Below are 15526 nucleotides of genomic sequence, written 5' to 3'. Positions count from 1 at the left end.
GCGTTAAAACGGCAAAGGACGCCGCTTCTTAGAATAGGCCGTATAGCCCGCATTAACCCCTGCGCGAAAGCCAATCCCTGTGCGCATCGGGGCCAATGTTACGCCTTCCGCACGCTGATATGTTACCGCTATACCAGCGATGAAAAAGGCCGCACCCTCAACACCTGGATAGCGCCGATAAATCCCGTCGGGATTTTGCAAATTATAAACCAAGGTAAATACCTTGCTCGCATTGCCGCCGGTGTCAAATCCAATTGAAGGGCCTTGCCAAAAGATCTTGCGCTCTTGCCCGTCCTTCATAATCAAATTGCCTTGGCCATAACGCACCCCAAAACCCACCGCTGCGGCGAATTCTTCACCCCTTATATAACCTACAGGGCTGCCTTGATCCTTAAATATATGCTCAACGGCTTGTCCAACATTGCCAGAAACATTGCCGAAAAAAGTTTCGGCCGCGCCGATGATTTCTTGCTCGCTAAACCCATTTTGATTGGTTGGGTTCACGGTCTCAACTGGCGGGGGTGGCGATATTTGCTCATCTTGGGAAGGACCAGTGGATTGTGCAAAAGCGGGTGCACCCATAGTTACAATCACGGCGCAGATTAAACTAGCTTTCCAATGTGACATCTTGTGGCTCCAAAATCACCCCAATTCCCATTTCAACCCTAACATGATTAGTTTATGGTTAATAGATCAGTGAGTTATAGAGCTTGAATTCAATCTATTGAAAGCTCGTAAGGCAGATGAACGGGTGGGTCATCGGTCTCATGAACAAGCCTAAGGTCGCGGGTGATTAATAGCCGACCTGTGGCTTGCGCCGTGGCCACGATCAGGGCGTCGGCTAAATCAAGTCGGCGTTCGGCGCGCAGAGCAGCAGCGTACACAGCGATGTCTGCATCTATGGGAACAAGATGAAATCGATCGAGCCATAGGCGGACCGCTGCTTCTTGGCTTGCATCAACCCCGGTCATAATTTCAACCCATGAAATGACCGATATTGCAGCCCCAAAGTGACGATTAAGTTCAACCCCTGCTTCGCAGACGCCCGCTAAATGATCGATCAGAATGTTCGTGTCGAACAAAACTTTCATTTGCTTCATCCAAAGAACGCTTTCTATTGGGCTTTGGGCCATTGGGCTTTGGGCTTTGGTTGCAAGTATTGCGATAGACAGCTGCGTTAGGAACCTCAAGTCACCGCATTCAAAACCCTTCCCCTTCGCGCTTGCGTCAGCTAAAAGCCCGCACGCAATCCCAATGCAACAGACTCACCTTAATGATAGCGAGAAAAACCCGTGGCGCATCAGCATATATTTCAAATGCAAGGACTGACCAAAGCTTATCCTGGTGGAAAAAAAGTTTTTGAGAACATTTGGTTGTCTTTCTATCCAGATGCAAAAATTGGGGTTGTTGGCGTCAATGGCTCTGGTAAATCCAGCTTGTTGAAAATTATGGCAGGTCTTGACAAAGACTTTACTGGCGAAGCGCGTCCGGCCCAAGGCACTAAAATGGGGTATTTGGCGCAAGAGCCCGAATTAGACCCCACAAAATCCGTTTGGGAAAATGTAATTGCCGAATGCCCTGAGAAGATTTTGTTTGACCGCTATGGCGCTGTATCCATGAAAATGGCGGAAGATTATTCAGACCAACTCATGGAAGAAATGACGTCTCTGCAAGAGCAAATCGATGCAGCCGATGCGTGGGATATTGACGCTAAAATCGAGATGGCGATGGGAGCTTTACGTTGTCCTGATAATAATGCTGATATTTCCAAGTTATCGGGCGGTGAAAAGCGGCGTGTGGCGCTTTGCCGACTGTTGTTGTCCAAACCAGATATGATGATGCTGGATGAGCCAACCAACCATTTAGACGCTGAATCGGTGGCTTGGCTCCAACACCATTTGGAAGAATTTCCAGGGTGCGTGATCCTAGTTACCCACGACCGCTATTTCCTCGATCAAGTAACCAAATGGACATTAGAACTCGATCGCGGCAAAGGCATTCCCTATGAGGGCAATTATTCAAGCTGGCTAGAACAAAAAGCCAAACGCGTTGCGCAGGAAGAGCGTGAAAGCGATGCCAAGTCCAAAATGATGGCAAAAGAATTGGAATGGGTTCGCCAAAGTCCTAAAGCCCGTCAAGCTAAGTCAAAAGCCCGTCTTGCCCGCTATGAAGAAATGGCAGAGGCAGCAGAGCGTGAAAAGCAAAGCTTTGCCACCATTCAAATTCCACCCGGCCCTCGCCTTGGTACCAATGTCATCCGGTTTGACAACATCTCCAAAGGCTATGGCGACAGGATGCTGATCAAAGACCTCACCTTTAAACTGCCGCAAAACGGCATTGTTGGCGTCATCGGCCCAAACGGCGCGGGTAAGTCCACCTTGTTTAAGATGATTACAGGTCAAGAAATGCCCGACGGTGGGACCATTACCATTGGGGAAAGTGTTAAGCTTGGTTTTGTCGATCAAAGCCGTGATCACCTAGATGATCGTAAAAATGTCTGGGAAGAAATCTCCGGTGGCCTTGATATCATTGAAGTTGGTGGTCGCGAAGTACCGTCTCGTGCTTATGTTGGCACGTTTAATTTCAAAGGCTCAGATCAGCAAAAAAAAGTCGGCCTTTTATCTGGCGGTGAACGCAACCGCGTGCATTTGGCAAAAACCTTGCGCTCGGGTGCTAATGTCTTATTGTTGGATGAGCCGACCAATGATTTGGATGTTGAAACCCTCTCTGCGCTTGAAAACGCGTTGGAAGTCTGGCCGGGGTGCGCGGTAGTGATCAGTCACGATCGCTGGTTTTTAGATCGTTTAGCGACCCATATTCTCTCTTATGAAGGCGAAAGCCATGTTGAGTGGTTTGAAGGAAACTTCCAAGCCTATGAAGAGGATAAAAAGCGCCGACTGGGCTTAACCGAGATCATCCCAAGCCGGATTAAATTCCAGAAATTTGCTCGTTAGTTGGTTAGTCGCTTCGATCTCTTTTTATCGCAGATTTGGTTTGCTTAGACTTGACCATTTCGTCCATCACAATAGCGCGTCGCGGGGGGTGAGGCGGTCAGGGATGCAAATCACCAGAAGTGTCATGCATAGATATGACGGTTTTAGGCTAGGCGAAGTCTGCGCAACACGATCTTGAACATTGTAACTATTGCACGGGCTGGATAGGGGCGCGCGGTAATGATTCTAGGAGGAGGGGATTCTAGAGGGGGTTGGAACGTGCCGCACTGATCATGGCGGCCTCATCCAAAAAGGCCTGCTCACGCTTGGCTTTGGATTGTTTGATACGACTGAGGCGTCGCTCCTCTAACATCTCGTATTTTTTCTGCTCTTCAAACGCGGCTTGCAGATCGTCCCGCAAGGCATCAATTTGGCGTTGAACGCCTTCTAAGGAGGCATCCAGATTTGCGCGCTGCTCTTGCAGGACTTTAGAATAAGCGACCCAATGGCTGATCATAGTTGCATCTGCTTCTGCGCGTGCAAGCTCACGCTTTTCAATGCCTAATAGTTCAATTTTCTTGCGTTCAATATCTTCGCGTGTGCGCTCAGCTGCACTGATTAATATTTGAACGCTGTCGACTTTATGCTTGGCCAATTTGATGAGCGTCGAACCGGTCTTCATTCTTGCTGTTCCCTACTTGTCGCGCAGGTCATATACCACGGGGGGTTAAGAAAACGCTCTTTTGTTGTGTAGAAAGTATAAATTGATCTTAGTCTAGCATGTTAAGGCGTTGCTGGTCCGTGTAGAATGTCGGACAAGCGCCCAAAAGTCTCCTCAAACGTTGAGCGTTCATGCTTGGCTTGTGTTAAAAAAGCCTCTAAGGGTTCGGCCAATTCGATCGCACGATCTGTGGTAGCATCGGCCCCACGCCGATATGCCCCCAAACGAATGAGTTCTTCCATATCTGCGTAAGCGGCAAGCGCACGTTTGGCGTCTTTGACTAAAAGTTGTTCTTCGGGGCTGTGACATTCTGGCATCAGTCGAGATACTGATTTTAAAACATTAAGTGCGGGAAAACGACCTCGCTCGGCTATGGCGCGCTCCAGTACCAAATGACCATCCAAAATGCCACGTACCGCATCTGCTACCGGCTCATCATGATCACCGCCATCAACCAAAACCGTGAATAGTCCCGTGATGGAACCTGCAATGCTGCTTGGATTGGGTGCACCAGGGCCTGCGCGCTCAAGAAGTTTGGGCAGCTCAGCAAAAACGGTGGGTGTGTAGCCCTTGGTGGTGGGTGGTTCCCCAGTTGCGAGGCCAATTTCGCGTTGAGCCATGGCAAAGCGTGTGACACTATCAAAGAGACATAGAACTTGGAGTCCTTGATCGCGAAAATGTTCGGCTACCGCCAAGGTGGTATAGGCAGCTTGGCGCCGTTTCAGACTACTTTCATCCGATGTCGCCACGACTACCACTGAGCGTCGCAGACCTTCAACCCCCAATGTGTCTTCTATAAACTCATTGACTTCGCGGCCCCGTTCGCCGATCAGGCCAATGACAACAATATCGGCAGCGGCCCCTTGGGCTAGTTGCGACATTAAGACGGATTTCCCTACCCCCGAGCCTGAAAAAATACCCATACGTTGACCTGTACACAGAGCACAAAAGGCATCTAAAGCACGTATGCCAGTTTCCATTCTGGTGCCAACGCGGACCCGGGTATGTGCTGGGGGTGGGATGCCCTTTAATAGGCGTGGGTGCGAACCGTCTGCCATTGGTGGGCCGCCATCTACGGGGCCCCCAAAAGCATCAACAACTCGGCCGAGCCAGGATTGGGAGGGTGAAATCATCGGTGAAGTGCCCTCAAACACCAAACGTGCCCCTGCCCTTAACCCCTCTACCGTTTCAAACGGCATGAGAAGGGCGCGACCATCACGATAACCCACAATCTCAAGCCGAGCAGCTCCTTCGGCTGCTTCGACTGTGGCGCGAGCACCCAGCGCCATAGCCTGAGGTGGACCACTGGCTTCCACCATCAGCCCTTTAACGGCAACAATGCGGCCTTCATAGCGTGTATGGTCTTGACGTGACAAGGTTTCGGCCAAATCAGCAAGCCGGCTGCGGGTCGATCCCAAATGGTGTACCTCTGGTCGCATGCGTCATCTTACTCTCAAGGGCACAAGTAAGTCACTTTTCTCAACATAATGAAGAAATCCGTGAATATGGTTGATAAACTGACCTCTGAAATGCTTCGCGTTAACCTGTCGTAAAGATGAATGCGGCAGATGTATAATCAGTAAATGGAAAAAAGTCAGGCCAACCGCAAAAACCGGTTAACCATATATAAGCAAATCAGCTTAGGTGTGGTGTGTTAGTACTTAGACCGCCCTTTTGGGCTTGTTGGAGGGGGCTCCATGCGGGTTCTGTTAATTGAAGACGATAGCGCGACATCGCAGTCGATCGAACTGATGTTGAAATCGGAAGGTTTCAATATTTACACCACAGACTTGGGCGAAGAGGGCGTAGACCTCGGCAAGCTCTATGATTATGATATCATCCTCTTAGACCTTTCATTGCCTGACATGAATGGTTTTGACGTATTGCGGCAATTGCGCAACGCCAGGGTCGGCACACCGATCTTAATTCTCTCAGGGACTAGTGATATTGATACCAAAGTACGCGGCCTTGGTGTGGGCGCGGACGATTTTGTTGCCAAGCCGTTTCATAAGGATGAGCTTGTCGCGCGTATTAATGCCGTGGTGCGCCGGTCTAAAGGTCATTCACAATCGATGATCCGCACGGGCGATATCTGTGTCAATCTCGATCAAAAGACCGTTGAAGTGAATAATCAGCGCGTACATCTAACCGGCAAGGAATATCAGATGTTAGAGCTTTTATCCCTGCGCAAAGGCACCACCTTGACCAAGGAAATGTTCCTAAATCACCTCTATGGCGGCATGGATGAGCCCGAATTGAAAATCATAGACGTGTTCATCTGTAAACTCAGAAAAAAATTGGCAGCTTCCTCAGATGGTCAACACCATATAGAGACGGTGTGGGGCCGCGGCTATGTACTGCGCGATCCATCCCCAGCTGAGCAATCGGCAGCGGCTTAAAGTACAGCACCTTTATCCCATAACCGTAAAGAGAGCCTGCCACGCGGCAGGCTTTTTTGGGGAAAAAGTGTGAATTTGGATGGATGAAAACCTACATTTTTAGTCTCGCATAATGCATGTAGGGCATTTGCAGATATCGCTTTTCACTTGAGCCTCGTTGGGGTATTTGTTATAACAAATTTCCTGCTGGAGAGCGACCATGACCCCACCGACTTTGGCTTTGCGCAATCATGATGCGGTTGAGCTACGCCGTCTAGATGTCGCTCACCATTTGCCTGCCCAAGCCGATTATGGTGAGATCCGTGATCTCGGCGGTTCGCGCATCATTACGCGTGCTGATGGTTGCCAGTTTTGGGACATTGACGGCAAAGCCTATTTGGATGGCATGGCTGGTCTATGGTGCGTGGGTGTCGGCTATGGCCGTAAAGAGCTGGCTGATGTCGCCTATGAGCAAATGCTGGAGCTGCCTTATTATAATAGCTTCTTTAAGACAGCGACCGCACCTGCCGTCCGCCTCGCCGCCAAGATCGCCGCCATTGCGGGCGGGGAGCTGCAACATGTGTTCTTTAATTCTTCGGGCTCTGAGGCGATTGATACCATGTTTCGCATGGTGCGTCATTATTGGTCGGTGCAAGGCCAGCCCTATAAGAATGTGTTTATCGCGCGGCGCAATGGCTATCACGGCTCAACCGTCGCTGGTGCCAGCCTTGGCGGCATGAGTGCGATGCATGCCATTGGGTCTTTACCGATCCCCGGCATTGAACATGTGATCCAGCCTTATTCGTTCAACGAAGGTTTTGGCGAGGATGAGGAGGCTTTTGCATGCCGATGTGCCCAAGAGATAGAGGATCGTATTGTGCAGGTGGGTCCCCATAATGTCGCCGCTTTCGTGGGTGAGCCCATTCAAGGAGCAGGAGGGGTGATTATCCCGCCCAAGGGCTATTGGCTAAAAGTCGAAGCCATCTGCAAGAAATACAATATTCTTCTGGTTGCGGATGAGGTGATTTGTGGCTTTGGTCGCACCGGCCAATGGTTTGGCCATAACACCTTTGGTTTTACCCCCGATATCATCACGACAGCCAAGCAATTGTCATCGGGCTATGCCCCGATATCTGCGACCATCGTGAGCCGCGCCATCGTTGAAGTGTTGCGCGAAAAAGGTGGCGATTTCGTCCATGGCTTTACCTATTCAGGCCACCCCATGTGTACGGCTGTTGCCGAGCGCAACCTTGAGATCATTGAGCGTGAAGACCTTGTTACCCGCACCCGCGATGTGACCGGCCCTTATCTTGCAAAAGCACTGGAGCGATTGAAGGATCACCCACTCGTAGGCGAGGTGCGCTCTAAAGGCTTATTAGGGGCGGTTGAAATCGTCTCAGAACCCGGGACCAATCATCGCTTTGGCGGCAAAGAGGGCAAAGCAGGCCCAATCGTGCGCGATGCTTGCATTCAAAATGGTCTGATGGTGCGTGGAATTCGCGATAGCCTCGTCATGTGCCCGCCTTTAATCGTGTCCTACGACCAGATCGATTTCATGATCGATACAATCGAGAAGTCACTGGATCAGAGCACAGCTGCCCTTCGCGCCATCTAGCCCTTTGCCGATGGTATCAGAGGCGCTAGAAGGGCGTCATGGAGAAGCATCATGGGATTGAGAGTCGCCGTCGTCGGTGCAACAGGTAATGTTGGTCGTGAATTGCTTGCATTATTGGCAGAGTTGAATGTTCCTGTTGCTGAAGTGGCCGCGATTGCGTCGCGCCGCTCCATGAACCGCGAAATTTCCTTTGGGAACAAGACACTAAAATGCCAAGCGCTCGACTATTTTGACTTCTCCGGCTGGGACATTTGTCTCATGAGTGCGGGCGGGAAAACATCCAAGGAATGGTCACCAAAAATCGCGGCGCAAGGCTGCATCGTCATCGATAATTCCAGCCAATGGCGGATGGACCCCGACGTGCCTTTGGTGGTGCCTGAGGTCAACCCAGATGCGGTGATGGATTACAAAAAGAAGATGATCATCGCCAATCCCAATTGCTCAACCGCGCAATTGGTGGTGGCCTTAAAGCCCTTGCATGATCTGGCTAAAATCACCCGTGTGGTGATAGCGACCTACCAATCTGTGTCCGGCACCGGCAAGGAAGCCATGGATGAGCTATGGACCCAAACGCGGGGTATCTTTGTCAATGATCCTGTCAAAACAGAAGTTTATCCCAAGCAGATCGCGTTCAACGTGATCCCGCATGGAGGCGACTTTATGGAGGATGGCTATACGTCCGAAGAGTTGAAGCTGACCGCCGAAACCAAGAAAATACTCGACCCCAAGATCAAAGTTACCGCTACTGTGGTGCGTGTGCCAGTCTTTGTTGGCCATTGTGAAGCTGTCCATATAGAGTTTGAAAGTCCGATCACAGAAGAGCAAGCGCGCGAAGCCCTAGAAGAAGCCCCAGGCCTCGTGGTTTTGGATCGACGTGAGGCGGGCGGTTATATGACACCGGTTGAATGCGTGGGCGACTTTCCTGTCTATGTCTCGCGCATCCGTACCGACCCTACCGTTGCGCATGGCTTGGCGATGTGGGTGGTGGCAGACAATTTGCGCAAAGGGGCAGCCCTAAACGCCATCCAAATCGCCCAGCTTTTGGTTGAGCGCGGGGTGTTTCAACAGCGCTTAGAAGTGGTCAGCGCCTAGGCTTCCCGTTTTGCCTTTTCCAGCGCGGTCCAATGGGCCGCGCACCTTATTTGTTTGAGTTTTAAATGTCCGATACCGCCCCTACCAAGCTGCCGTCAGCCCTTTGGGCGGCCCTGTCGGCCTATATTCTATGGGGCCTGCTACCTGCTTTTTTGCATCTATTCTCAAATATCCCGTCCTTGGAAGTCACCGCGCAGCGAATCGTATGGACCCTGCCTTGCGCCTTTATGGCTGCTTTAGCTTTTGGCGGCTTTAAGTCTTTAAAAGTCAGTCCAAGGACCTTTGCTCTCTTAGGACTTTCAGCCGTACTGATTGGTGGCAATTGGCTCTTATATGTGTGGGCGGTCGGCCAAGATAAGATCCTTGAGTCAAGCCTCGGCTATTTCATCAATCCCTTGATCAATGTTGTCATGGGTGTGGCGTTTTTCAGTGAGAAATTGACCAAGTGGCAAATTGGTGCCTTAACTTTAGCAGGGCTTGGCGTGGCCAATCAGACCTTTCTGGTTGGGGCGTTTCCCTTTGTTGCCATAGGGCTTGGCTTTTCCTTCGCGCTTTATGGTTTGATAAGAAAACTGGCCCCAGTCGGGCCTGCTTCCGGGCTATTTTGGGAATCAGCCATTCTATTCTTACCAGCCTTAACCATTGTGTTTTGGCACTTTCAAACCGGCGGACCTGTCATGGGTGGGACACCCACTATGGCAGGGCTATTGTTGCTTTTGGGCCCGGCAACCTCCATCCCCTTGATCTTATTTGCTCAAGGCGCGCGTGGGCTTAAGCTAAGCACTTTGGGTCTACTCCAATACATCGCGCCGACATTGCAATTCTGCACTGGCTTGGTATTGGGCGAGCATTTCACCCCCGCCCACGGCCTGACATTCGCTTTGATTTGGGGCGGTTTGGTGCTTTATAGTTTTGCCTCCTTGCGGGGCGAAGGTTAAACCGGCTTTTGTTCGGATAGCGGCTTCAAAATGCTAAATTTTTCGATCTATCCTTGATCGTTCAAATCATACTAATGATCAAATAGGCCGGCTTGGGGATTCGCTTTGGGTTCGGGCAAGCCGAAAAGGGCGTAGGTGCGTGGCGCTGCCGTCCTACCCCTAGGCGTGCGCACAATAAAGCCTTGCTGCATCAGATAAGGCTCGATCACATCTTCAACCCCGTCTTTGGCCTCACTTATCGCTGCGGCTAAAGTCTCAACTCCAACCGGACCACCGCCATAGGTATCAACCAAAGCCCGCAAATAGCGGCGGTCCAACATGTCCAAGCCATCGGGATCAATATCAAGGCGGGCGAGGCCGTGGGCCGCGGTTTGGGCATCAAGCGGGCTGCCAGAGGCATCGGCAAAATCACGGACGCGCCGTAAAAGCCTAACAGCAATGCGGGGTGTTCCGCGCGCGCGGCGCGCGATCTCAGTGGCTCCATCGGGGGTTAAAGCTGCGCCCAATTTCTGGGCGGCGCGCTTAAGAATGATTTCCAAGTCCGTGACACTATAAAAGTCCAAGCGGGACACAATGCCAAATCGATCCCGCAATGGTGTAGACAATAATCCCGCACGCGTCGTGGCACCAACTAAAGTAAAAGGTGATACATCAATTCGGATTGATCGGGCCGAAGGGCCTTCGCCAATAACCAGATCCAGCGCATAATCTTCCATCGCTGGATAAAGAATCTCTTCAACTGCGGCAGGTAGGCGATGGATCTCATCAATAAATAACACATCGCGTGGCTCAAGATTGGTAAGCAGAGCTGCAAGGTCGCCCGCTTTGGCGATAACGGGGCCAGAAGTAGTCTTTATACTGACCCCAAGTTCACGCGCTGTAATCTGGGCAAGGGTTGTTTTACCAAGTCCAGGTGGACCAAACAGCAACAAATGATCCATGGCGTCACCACGGCCTTTGGCCGCTTGTACAAAAACCTCAAGATTTGATTTTAACTCTGTTTGCCCAACAAATTCGGCAAAGCCAGAAGGTCGCAGCGCCCGGTCATGCGTGTCGCCGCTATGCATCATAGGTGAAATCAGCCTTTCATCATCGATCGGATTTATGCTATCGTTCACCGGCCCAATTCCTTCAAGGCAGCTTTAACCAGCTCTGACACACTGGCATTTTGGTTTAAATCACGGCAAGCACCCGCAACGGCGCGCAAGGTTTCAGATTGGCCAATGCCTAGATTGTGTAAAGCCGAAATGGCTTGACTGCGTGCCATCATGGATTGGGGACCCATTTCAGGCGCACTATAGGCCTCATCCTCCACCGGCGCTGGGCCCCCACCTTCACTAAACCCTTGCGTACTGGCGTGCCCCATTAAGCTTGTGGGTGGTGTGCGACCTTTCAATTCGGTTGCGATCCGAGCTGCCAATTTTGGGCCCACACCATTGGCGCGTGCAAGGGTGACTTTATCTTCAAGTGCTGCTGCTTCCATCAATTGGCTAGGCGTTAAAAGATCGAGGATTGACAGGGCAACCTTCGCCCCAACACCGCTAATTTCTTGCAACTTGGTAAACCATGCCCGTTCAGCATCGGACATAAAGCCATATAATTTGAGGGAATCTTCACGCAATTGGGTTTCAATAAACATATGAACAGCGCCACCTTGGCCTAATCGCGACAGTGTTCGCGCCCCAGCAAAAACCAAGTAACCAACCCCGCCAACTTCAATCACGGCGCGATCTTCTCCAGTTGCAGCAACAATACCTTTGAGCGAGCCAATCATGGGTGTTTTACCTTTAACAAACGGTTGGTTTTGCGCTCGGTACCATGGCATAAAGCCGCAGCCAAAGCGTCGGCTGCATCGGCACTGACTGTACCTGCTTGGGGCAATAAGCGGCGAACCATAAAGGCCACTTGCTCCTTTTGCGCCCCACCAGTACCAACCAATGCTTGTTTTATATGGCGGGTTGCATATTCGGTGACTCTCATTTTGTTGTGTGCCAATATCGCAAGAGTGGCACCGCGCGCATGGCCAAGCAATAAGGCTGATTGGGCGTTTTTTGCCATAAACACTTCTTCCACCGCCGCTTCTGTAGGACAATAAAAATTTAGAACGTCTTGAATGCCTTGCGACAGAACACCCAACCGCTCTGCCAATGCCAAGTGGGTGGGTGGGGTGATAACCCCATGTGCGATCCAGCTCATCTTTGCGCCTTCACAGGCAATAACCCCCCACCCAGTTCGCACAAGGCCAGGGTCAATACCAAGCAAGACTGTTTGAAGTGACATGTTCTTGGTCCCAATCCACGAATCAAACCCCTTGTTGAAGCAATGATCTTAACAGAACATAACCTGAACGGCAAAGAAGCATAATTTTCTTAGACCAAACCTATTGTGCGTGGTTTTGCTGTGTGTGCTTGCTGACATGGACCATGGAACGACCACTTGTGGATACAAATCAACCCATCAATCAGAAGGTTTGAAATTTTATGCCAGCCGCAGACGATTTGCGCACTTCAACCTTCCCTTGCTAGTGGTGTAGCATGGGGTAGGCCCGCCCCATTGGCGCGTAAACGAGTTGAAGAAAGCGGGTTCCATCGTGTGGATATATACACCCACACAGGGGGTTTTGAGCGTGGACACACCCTTGCATTATCTAGGCTTTTGCGTGCATTGGGAAAGCGTTTGGCCAAACGACCAAGCCTAGCCCGTGGCCCAGCACCAGGTCTTGATACCACACATAAGGGGATTGATCGGGCAATATCCTGCCAGCCCCGCCATTGCTCAAAGCCTGCCAGATTATCCTCACCCATCAACCACACAAAGAAGACGCCTGGAAAGCGTTTTTTTAGGGCTTTCAACGTATCGATCGTAAAGCCGGTGTGCAAAATAGTCTCAATATCCGTGACGATCATGCCTCGACCCTTGGCAACAGACTTGGCCGATGCCAAACGCCCCTCAAGCGGTGTGGAGGCAGGTTTTAAAGGATTTTGTGGTGAAACGAGCCACCACACATAATCAAGCCCCAAACGTGCGCGCGCTGTTTCTGCCACATGGGTATGGCCCAAATGGGCGGGATCAAATGAGCCGCCAAGCAACCCGATTTTCATCCCTCGATAAGCCCTAAGTGCAAGTCGCATTCTAATCGATTAGGGCAGTGTTAAAGATAGGGGAAGCCATTATGCTCACATGGACAATCGCAGATGTGGCTATGTGACACACACGATTTCACGATTGGGCTATACACTTGCTTAACTGGCGACTAGGGCGCATAAGGAATTGTCTAATGACGGTTTATGCTTGTCTGTTCACCGAAGCTTTCGGTGTTGCGCTCAAAAATATCTCCCGAAATGCTGACGTCATACACGCCTGCACATGCTGGCATAACTTTCTCTTTGAACGGAACGATTCTATGACTACCGGAACAGTAAAATGGTTTAATGGCCAAAAAGGCTTTGGTTTTATCGCACCTGATGATGGTGGCCCAGATGCCTTCGTACACATCAGTGCCGTTGAGCGCTCAGGAATGAGCGATCTACGTGATGGCCAGAAGGTGAGCTATGACCTCGTGGCAGACCGCAAGAGCGGCAAAATGTCGGCTGAAAATCTGCAAGATCGCGCCTAATCATTGGTTTTTGCTTCTCTTGTTGTCGCCGTCTCAACTTGAAAACACGAAGACCCCAGCGAAAGAAGACCCCAGCGAAATTCGATGAAACAATCTGTTGTGGCCGGTACATGCTTGGCTGGCCACAACACAAATCTTATCCTTCACCGCATTTTGGAATATCATGTGCACTAGGCTTAGAAGAGCTAGTTGTGCGCATGGGCAACATTTGACCAAAGAGCAGAAAAAAGGAAAAAGAAATCAGCAAGCAAAGGCGGTGAAATCTAAAACCGCAGCACCAAAATCCCTATTTCTAAAAGCGCTACGTCGGCTGAAAAGTTTCCTATCGGCAAAGGCTGAGGTCTTGTGCAGCGCTTCCCAATGATCATTCATGTTTAGTCAATGGGTGTTTGGTATGCCCTCGTCTTTGATGACTTTGGTGCAGGTTTGGCCTACCCCAAAGGCCTAAGTTAATTGTTTGTGGGTGAGATTACGGGTCAAGTCCGCTTTAAGTCGCCTCGCGGCAGATTTTTAGGAAAGCTGGAGTTGACGCGACGATACGCCAAAAAATCTGCATAAATCGGATTTGCATCAAACTTGCGACCAAATGCATCTAAGCTCGATAGTCAAACATTTAAGAACTTGTTTACCTGATGAATTTCATCACAATCGCGACAATGGACTACAGATTACCAAGCTTGAATGCGCCATGAGCGGGTGGTTCAGAGTTTGATCCCTGTCCAGGATCCACCCGTCGATAAGCTAAGGCTTCGGCTATATGAATGCGCTTCACATGATCTAAGCCATCAAGGTCTGCGATTGTTCTGGCGACCTTTAAAGTCCGATGATAAGCACGTGCTGACAAGCGCATGGCATCGGCCGCTTTGACCAATAAGTCCCGACCAGGACCGTCAGGGGTGGCAACACGATCCAGCACTGCGCCGCTGGCAACTGCATTGGTTGCAACAGGCATGGCATCGTCCTTATAACGATCCTCCTGAGCGTTTCGGGCCATAGCGACCCGGCTTGCAGCTTCGCGACTTCCCTCCACGCTGGCGGGCATAGAAAGGTCAGCTGCCGTGACGCCTGGAACATCAATCTGTAGATCAATTCTGTCCAAAAAGGGGCCAGAAATCCGCGCTTGATAATTCATCATGCAGCGTGGCGCTTTGCCACAGGTTCTCCCACCAGGTGCACCACATCGACACGGATTCATCGCCGCAATCAATTGGAAGCGCGCAGGATAAGTCACATGCCGATTGGCCCGCGCGACCACCACTTCACCCGTCTCTAAGGGTTGGCGTAAAGCGTCTAAGGCTTGACCTGAAAACTCTGGCAATTCGTCCAAAAATAAAACGCCATGATGGGCCAAAGAAACCTCTCCCGGTTTTGCCCGTAAGCCACCCCCGGTTAAAGCTGCCATACTGGCTGAATGGTGGGGTGCACGAAAAGGGCGTGTGCGTGTCAAGGCCCCACGTTCCAGCATACCGGCAACTGAATGGATCATGGAGACTTCCAGCAATTCCTTAGCACTTAGGGGGGGCAACAGGCCTGGAAGGCGTTGGGCCAACATGGATTTACCAGCACCTGGTGGGCCAACAAGCAGGAGATTATGCCCCCCGGCTGCGGTGATCTCCAAAGCGCGCTTGGCCTGTTCTTGGCCGCGGATATCCTTGATGTCAGCCATGGGAGATGTTTCCAATAAAGCCCCAGGCTTTGCTATCTCCAATGGTCTTGCACCACGTACATGATTGATGAATGCCATTAAGCTTGGCACCGCGATGACGCGCCCACCAGACCAAGCCGCCTCCGCCGCCGATGCCAGCGGACACATTAAGGTCAGACCCTCACCATGGGAGGCCATGGCAGCAGGTAATGCTCCCACAATGGGTTGCCAATCACCATCAAGCCCAAGTTCCCCCAAAACCGCCAATCCGTCTAGAGCGTCAGAGGGTAATACACCCATGGCTGTTAAGAGTGCCACCGCAATAGGCGCATCATAGTGCGACCCCTCCTTGGGCAAATCTGCAGGTGCCAGATTTACCAATACACGTTTGGCTGGAATCGATAGCCCAATAGCAGCAAAGGCAGAGCGCACACGTTCCCGACTTTCGGCAACAGCCTTATCAGCGAGGCCAACAATTGAAAAATAGGGGTTGGCCCCAGCTTCTGTGATTTGGACTTGAACATCCACCCTGCGGGCTTCGGCACCATCAAATGACCAAGTTACCAATCGTGCGACCATTGTTTCGCT

General features: G+C 51.0%; 15 protein-coding genes. 6 read left to right on the top strand and 9 right to left on the bottom strand.

Annotation, left to right across the window (positions count from 1 at the left end; translation table 11 throughout):
- Positions 1–3 precede the first annotated feature (3 nt).
- Positions 4–627, bottom strand: a complete 624-nt coding sequence (locus PsB1_RS03010; protein WP_284358966.1) for a DUF1134 domain-containing protein — start codon at positions 625–627, stop codon at positions 4–6.
- An 89-nt stretch (positions 628–716) separates the two neighbouring features.
- On the bottom strand, positions 717–1091 hold the full coding sequence (locus PsB1_RS03005; RefSeq protein ID WP_284358964.1) for a PIN domain-containing protein: 375 nt from the start codon (positions 1089–1091) through the stop codon (positions 717–719).
- A gap of 201 nt (positions 1092–1292) precedes the next feature.
- On the opposite strand from PsB1_RS03005, the gene ettA reads away from it, so the two are divergent.
- Positions 1293–2954 carry an energy-dependent translational throttle protein EttA gene (gene ettA, locus PsB1_RS03000; RefSeq protein ID WP_284358962.1) on the top strand — a complete coding sequence of 554 codons (1662 nt, stop codon included), beginning with the start codon at positions 1293–1295 and terminating at the stop codon, positions 2952–2954.
- A gap of 241 nt (positions 2955–3195) precedes the next feature.
- On the opposite strand, the gene PsB1_RS02995 is transcribed toward ettA, so the two are convergent.
- Both PsB1_RS02995 and fliI read right to left on the bottom strand, forming a co-directional pair.
- Entirely contained in the window at positions 3196–3615 is a 420-nt protein-coding gene (locus PsB1_RS02995; RefSeq protein WP_284358958.1) for a flagellar export protein FliJ, read from the bottom strand.
- A gap of 101 nt (positions 3616–3716) precedes the next feature.
- Positions 3717–5093, bottom strand: coding sequence for a flagellar protein export ATPase FliI (gene fliI / locus PsB1_RS02990; protein WP_284358957.1), 1377 nt, complete (start codon positions 5091–5093; stop codon positions 3717–3719).
- 258 nt (positions 5094–5351) lie between these two features.
- On the opposite strand from fliI, the gene ctrA reads away from it, so the two are divergent.
- The 4 genes from ctrA to rarD all read left to right on the top strand — a co-directional run bounded on the left by ctrA (position 5352) and on the right by rarD (position 9677).
- Positions 5352–6053, top strand: coding sequence for a response regulator transcription factor CtrA (gene ctrA / locus PsB1_RS02985; RefSeq protein WP_284358956.1), 702 nt, complete (start codon positions 5352–5354; stop codon positions 6051–6053).
- A gap of 199 nt (positions 6054–6252) precedes the next feature.
- Positions 6253–7647, top strand: coding sequence for an aminotransferase (locus PsB1_RS02980; RefSeq protein ID WP_284358954.1), 1395 nt, complete (start codon positions 6253–6255; stop codon positions 7645–7647).
- 51 nt (positions 7648–7698) lie between these two features.
- Positions 7699–8739 (top strand): aspartate-semialdehyde dehydrogenase, encoded by a 1041-nt coding sequence (locus tag PsB1_RS02975; protein WP_284358953.1) that lies wholly within the window; start codon positions 7699–7701, stop codon positions 8737–8739.
- A gap of 65 nt (positions 8740–8804) precedes the next feature.
- Complete coding sequence (gene rarD, locus PsB1_RS02970; RefSeq protein WP_284358952.1) at positions 8805–9677, top strand: EamA family transporter RarD; 873 nt, start codon at positions 8805–8807, stop codon at positions 9675–9677.
- Positions 9678–9748: 71 nt separating this feature from the next.
- Here the strand turns inward: rarD and ruvB are convergent, their stop codons facing one another.
- From ruvB to PsB1_RS02950, 4 genes are all read right to left on the bottom strand, one after another.
- A complete protein-coding gene (ruvB, locus tag PsB1_RS02965; RefSeq protein WP_284359007.1) occupies positions 9749–10747 on the bottom strand; it encodes a Holliday junction branch migration DNA helicase RuvB in 999 nt (332 codons plus the stop codon).
- Between the two features lie 44 nt (positions 10748–10791).
- A complete protein-coding gene (ruvA, locus tag PsB1_RS02960; RefSeq protein WP_284358951.1) occupies positions 10792–11451 on the bottom strand; it encodes a Holliday junction branch migration protein RuvA in 660 nt (219 codons plus the stop codon).
- Entirely contained in the window at positions 11448–11957 is a 510-nt protein-coding gene (gene ruvC, locus PsB1_RS02955; RefSeq protein ID WP_284358950.1) for a crossover junction endodeoxyribonuclease RuvC, read from the bottom strand. The genes ruvA and ruvC overlap by 4 nt, the downstream gene beginning before the upstream one ends.
- A 227-nt stretch (positions 11958–12184) precedes the next feature.
- Positions 12185–12808 (bottom strand): nicotinate-nucleotide adenylyltransferase, encoded by a 624-nt coding sequence (locus tag PsB1_RS02950; RefSeq protein ID WP_284358949.1) that lies wholly within the window; start codon positions 12806–12808, stop codon positions 12185–12187.
- Between the two features lie 272 nt (positions 12809–13080).
- Here PsB1_RS02950 and PsB1_RS02945 point away from each other — a divergent pair, with 272 nt between their 5' ends.
- Positions 13081–13293 (top strand): cold-shock protein, encoded by a 213-nt coding sequence (locus PsB1_RS02945; RefSeq protein WP_085340588.1) that lies wholly within the window; start codon positions 13081–13083, stop codon positions 13291–13293.
- 661 nt (positions 13294–13954) lie between these two features.
- Here PsB1_RS02945 and PsB1_RS02940 read toward each other — a convergent pair.
- Positions 13955–15517 carry a YifB family Mg chelatase-like AAA ATPase gene (locus PsB1_RS02940; RefSeq protein ID WP_284358947.1) on the bottom strand — a complete coding sequence of 521 codons (1563 nt, stop codon included), beginning with the start codon at positions 15515–15517 and terminating at the stop codon, positions 13955–13957.
- Between the last annotated feature and the right edge of the window lie 9 nt (positions 15518–15526).

The sequence above is a fragment of the Candidatus Phycosocius spiralis genome (assembly GCF_030158815.1).
Lineage (GTDB): Bacteria > Pseudomonadota > Alphaproteobacteria > Caulobacterales > Aquidulcibacteraceae > Aquidulcibacter > Aquidulcibacter spiralis.
This window is presented reverse-complemented; position numbering and strand designations above follow the sequence as displayed.

Excerpts from the sequence above, each read along its gene's own strand:
- PsB1_RS03010 (WP_284358966.1), bottom strand. The coding sequence starts at position 627 with ATGTCACATTGGAAAGCTAGTTTAATCTGCGCCGTGATTGTAACTATG.
- PsB1_RS03005 (WP_284358964.1), bottom strand. The coding sequence starts at position 1,091 with ATGAAAGTTTTGTTCGACACGAACATTCTGATCGATCATTTAGCGGGC.
- PsB1_RS02995 (WP_284358958.1), bottom strand. The coding sequence starts at position 3,615 with ATGAAGACCGGTTCGACGCTCATCAAATTGGCCAAGCATAAAGTCGAC.
- fliI (WP_284358957.1), bottom strand. The coding sequence starts at position 5,093 with ATGCGACCAGAGGTACACCATTTGGGATCGACCCGCAGCCGGCTTGCT.
- ctrA (WP_284358956.1), top strand. The coding sequence starts at position 5,352 with ATGCGGGTTCTGTTAATTGAAGACGATAGCGCGACATCGCAGTCGATC.
- PsB1_RS02980 (WP_284358954.1), top strand. The coding sequence starts at position 6,253 with ATGACCCCACCGACTTTGGCTTTGCGCAATCATGATGCGGTTGAGCTA.
- PsB1_RS02975 (WP_284358953.1), top strand. The coding sequence starts at position 7,699 with ATGGGATTGAGAGTCGCCGTCGTCGGTGCAACAGGTAATGTTGGTCGT.
- rarD (WP_284358952.1), top strand. The coding sequence starts at position 8,805 with ATGTCCGATACCGCCCCTACCAAGCTGCCGTCAGCCCTTTGGGCGGCC.
- ruvB (WP_284359007.1), bottom strand. The coding sequence starts at position 10,747 with ATGATGCATAGCGGCGACACGCATGACCGGGCGCTGCGACCTTCTGGC.
- ruvA (WP_284358951.1), bottom strand. The coding sequence starts at position 11,451 with ATGATTGGCTCGCTCAAAGGTATTGTTGCTGCAACTGGAGAAGATCGC.
- ruvC (WP_284358950.1), bottom strand. The coding sequence starts at position 11,957 with ATGTCACTTCAAACAGTCTTGCTTGGTATTGACCCTGGCCTTGTGCGA.
- PsB1_RS02950 (WP_284358949.1), bottom strand. The coding sequence starts at position 12,808 with ATGCGACTTGCACTTAGGGCTTATCGAGGGATGAAAATCGGGTTGCTT.
- PsB1_RS02945 (WP_085340588.1), top strand. The coding sequence starts at position 13,081 with ATGACTACCGGAACAGTAAAATGGTTTAATGGCCAAAAAGGCTTTGGT.
- PsB1_RS02940 (WP_284358947.1), bottom strand. The coding sequence starts at position 15,517 with ATGGTCGCACGATTGGTAACTTGGTCATTTGATGGTGCCGAAGCCCGC.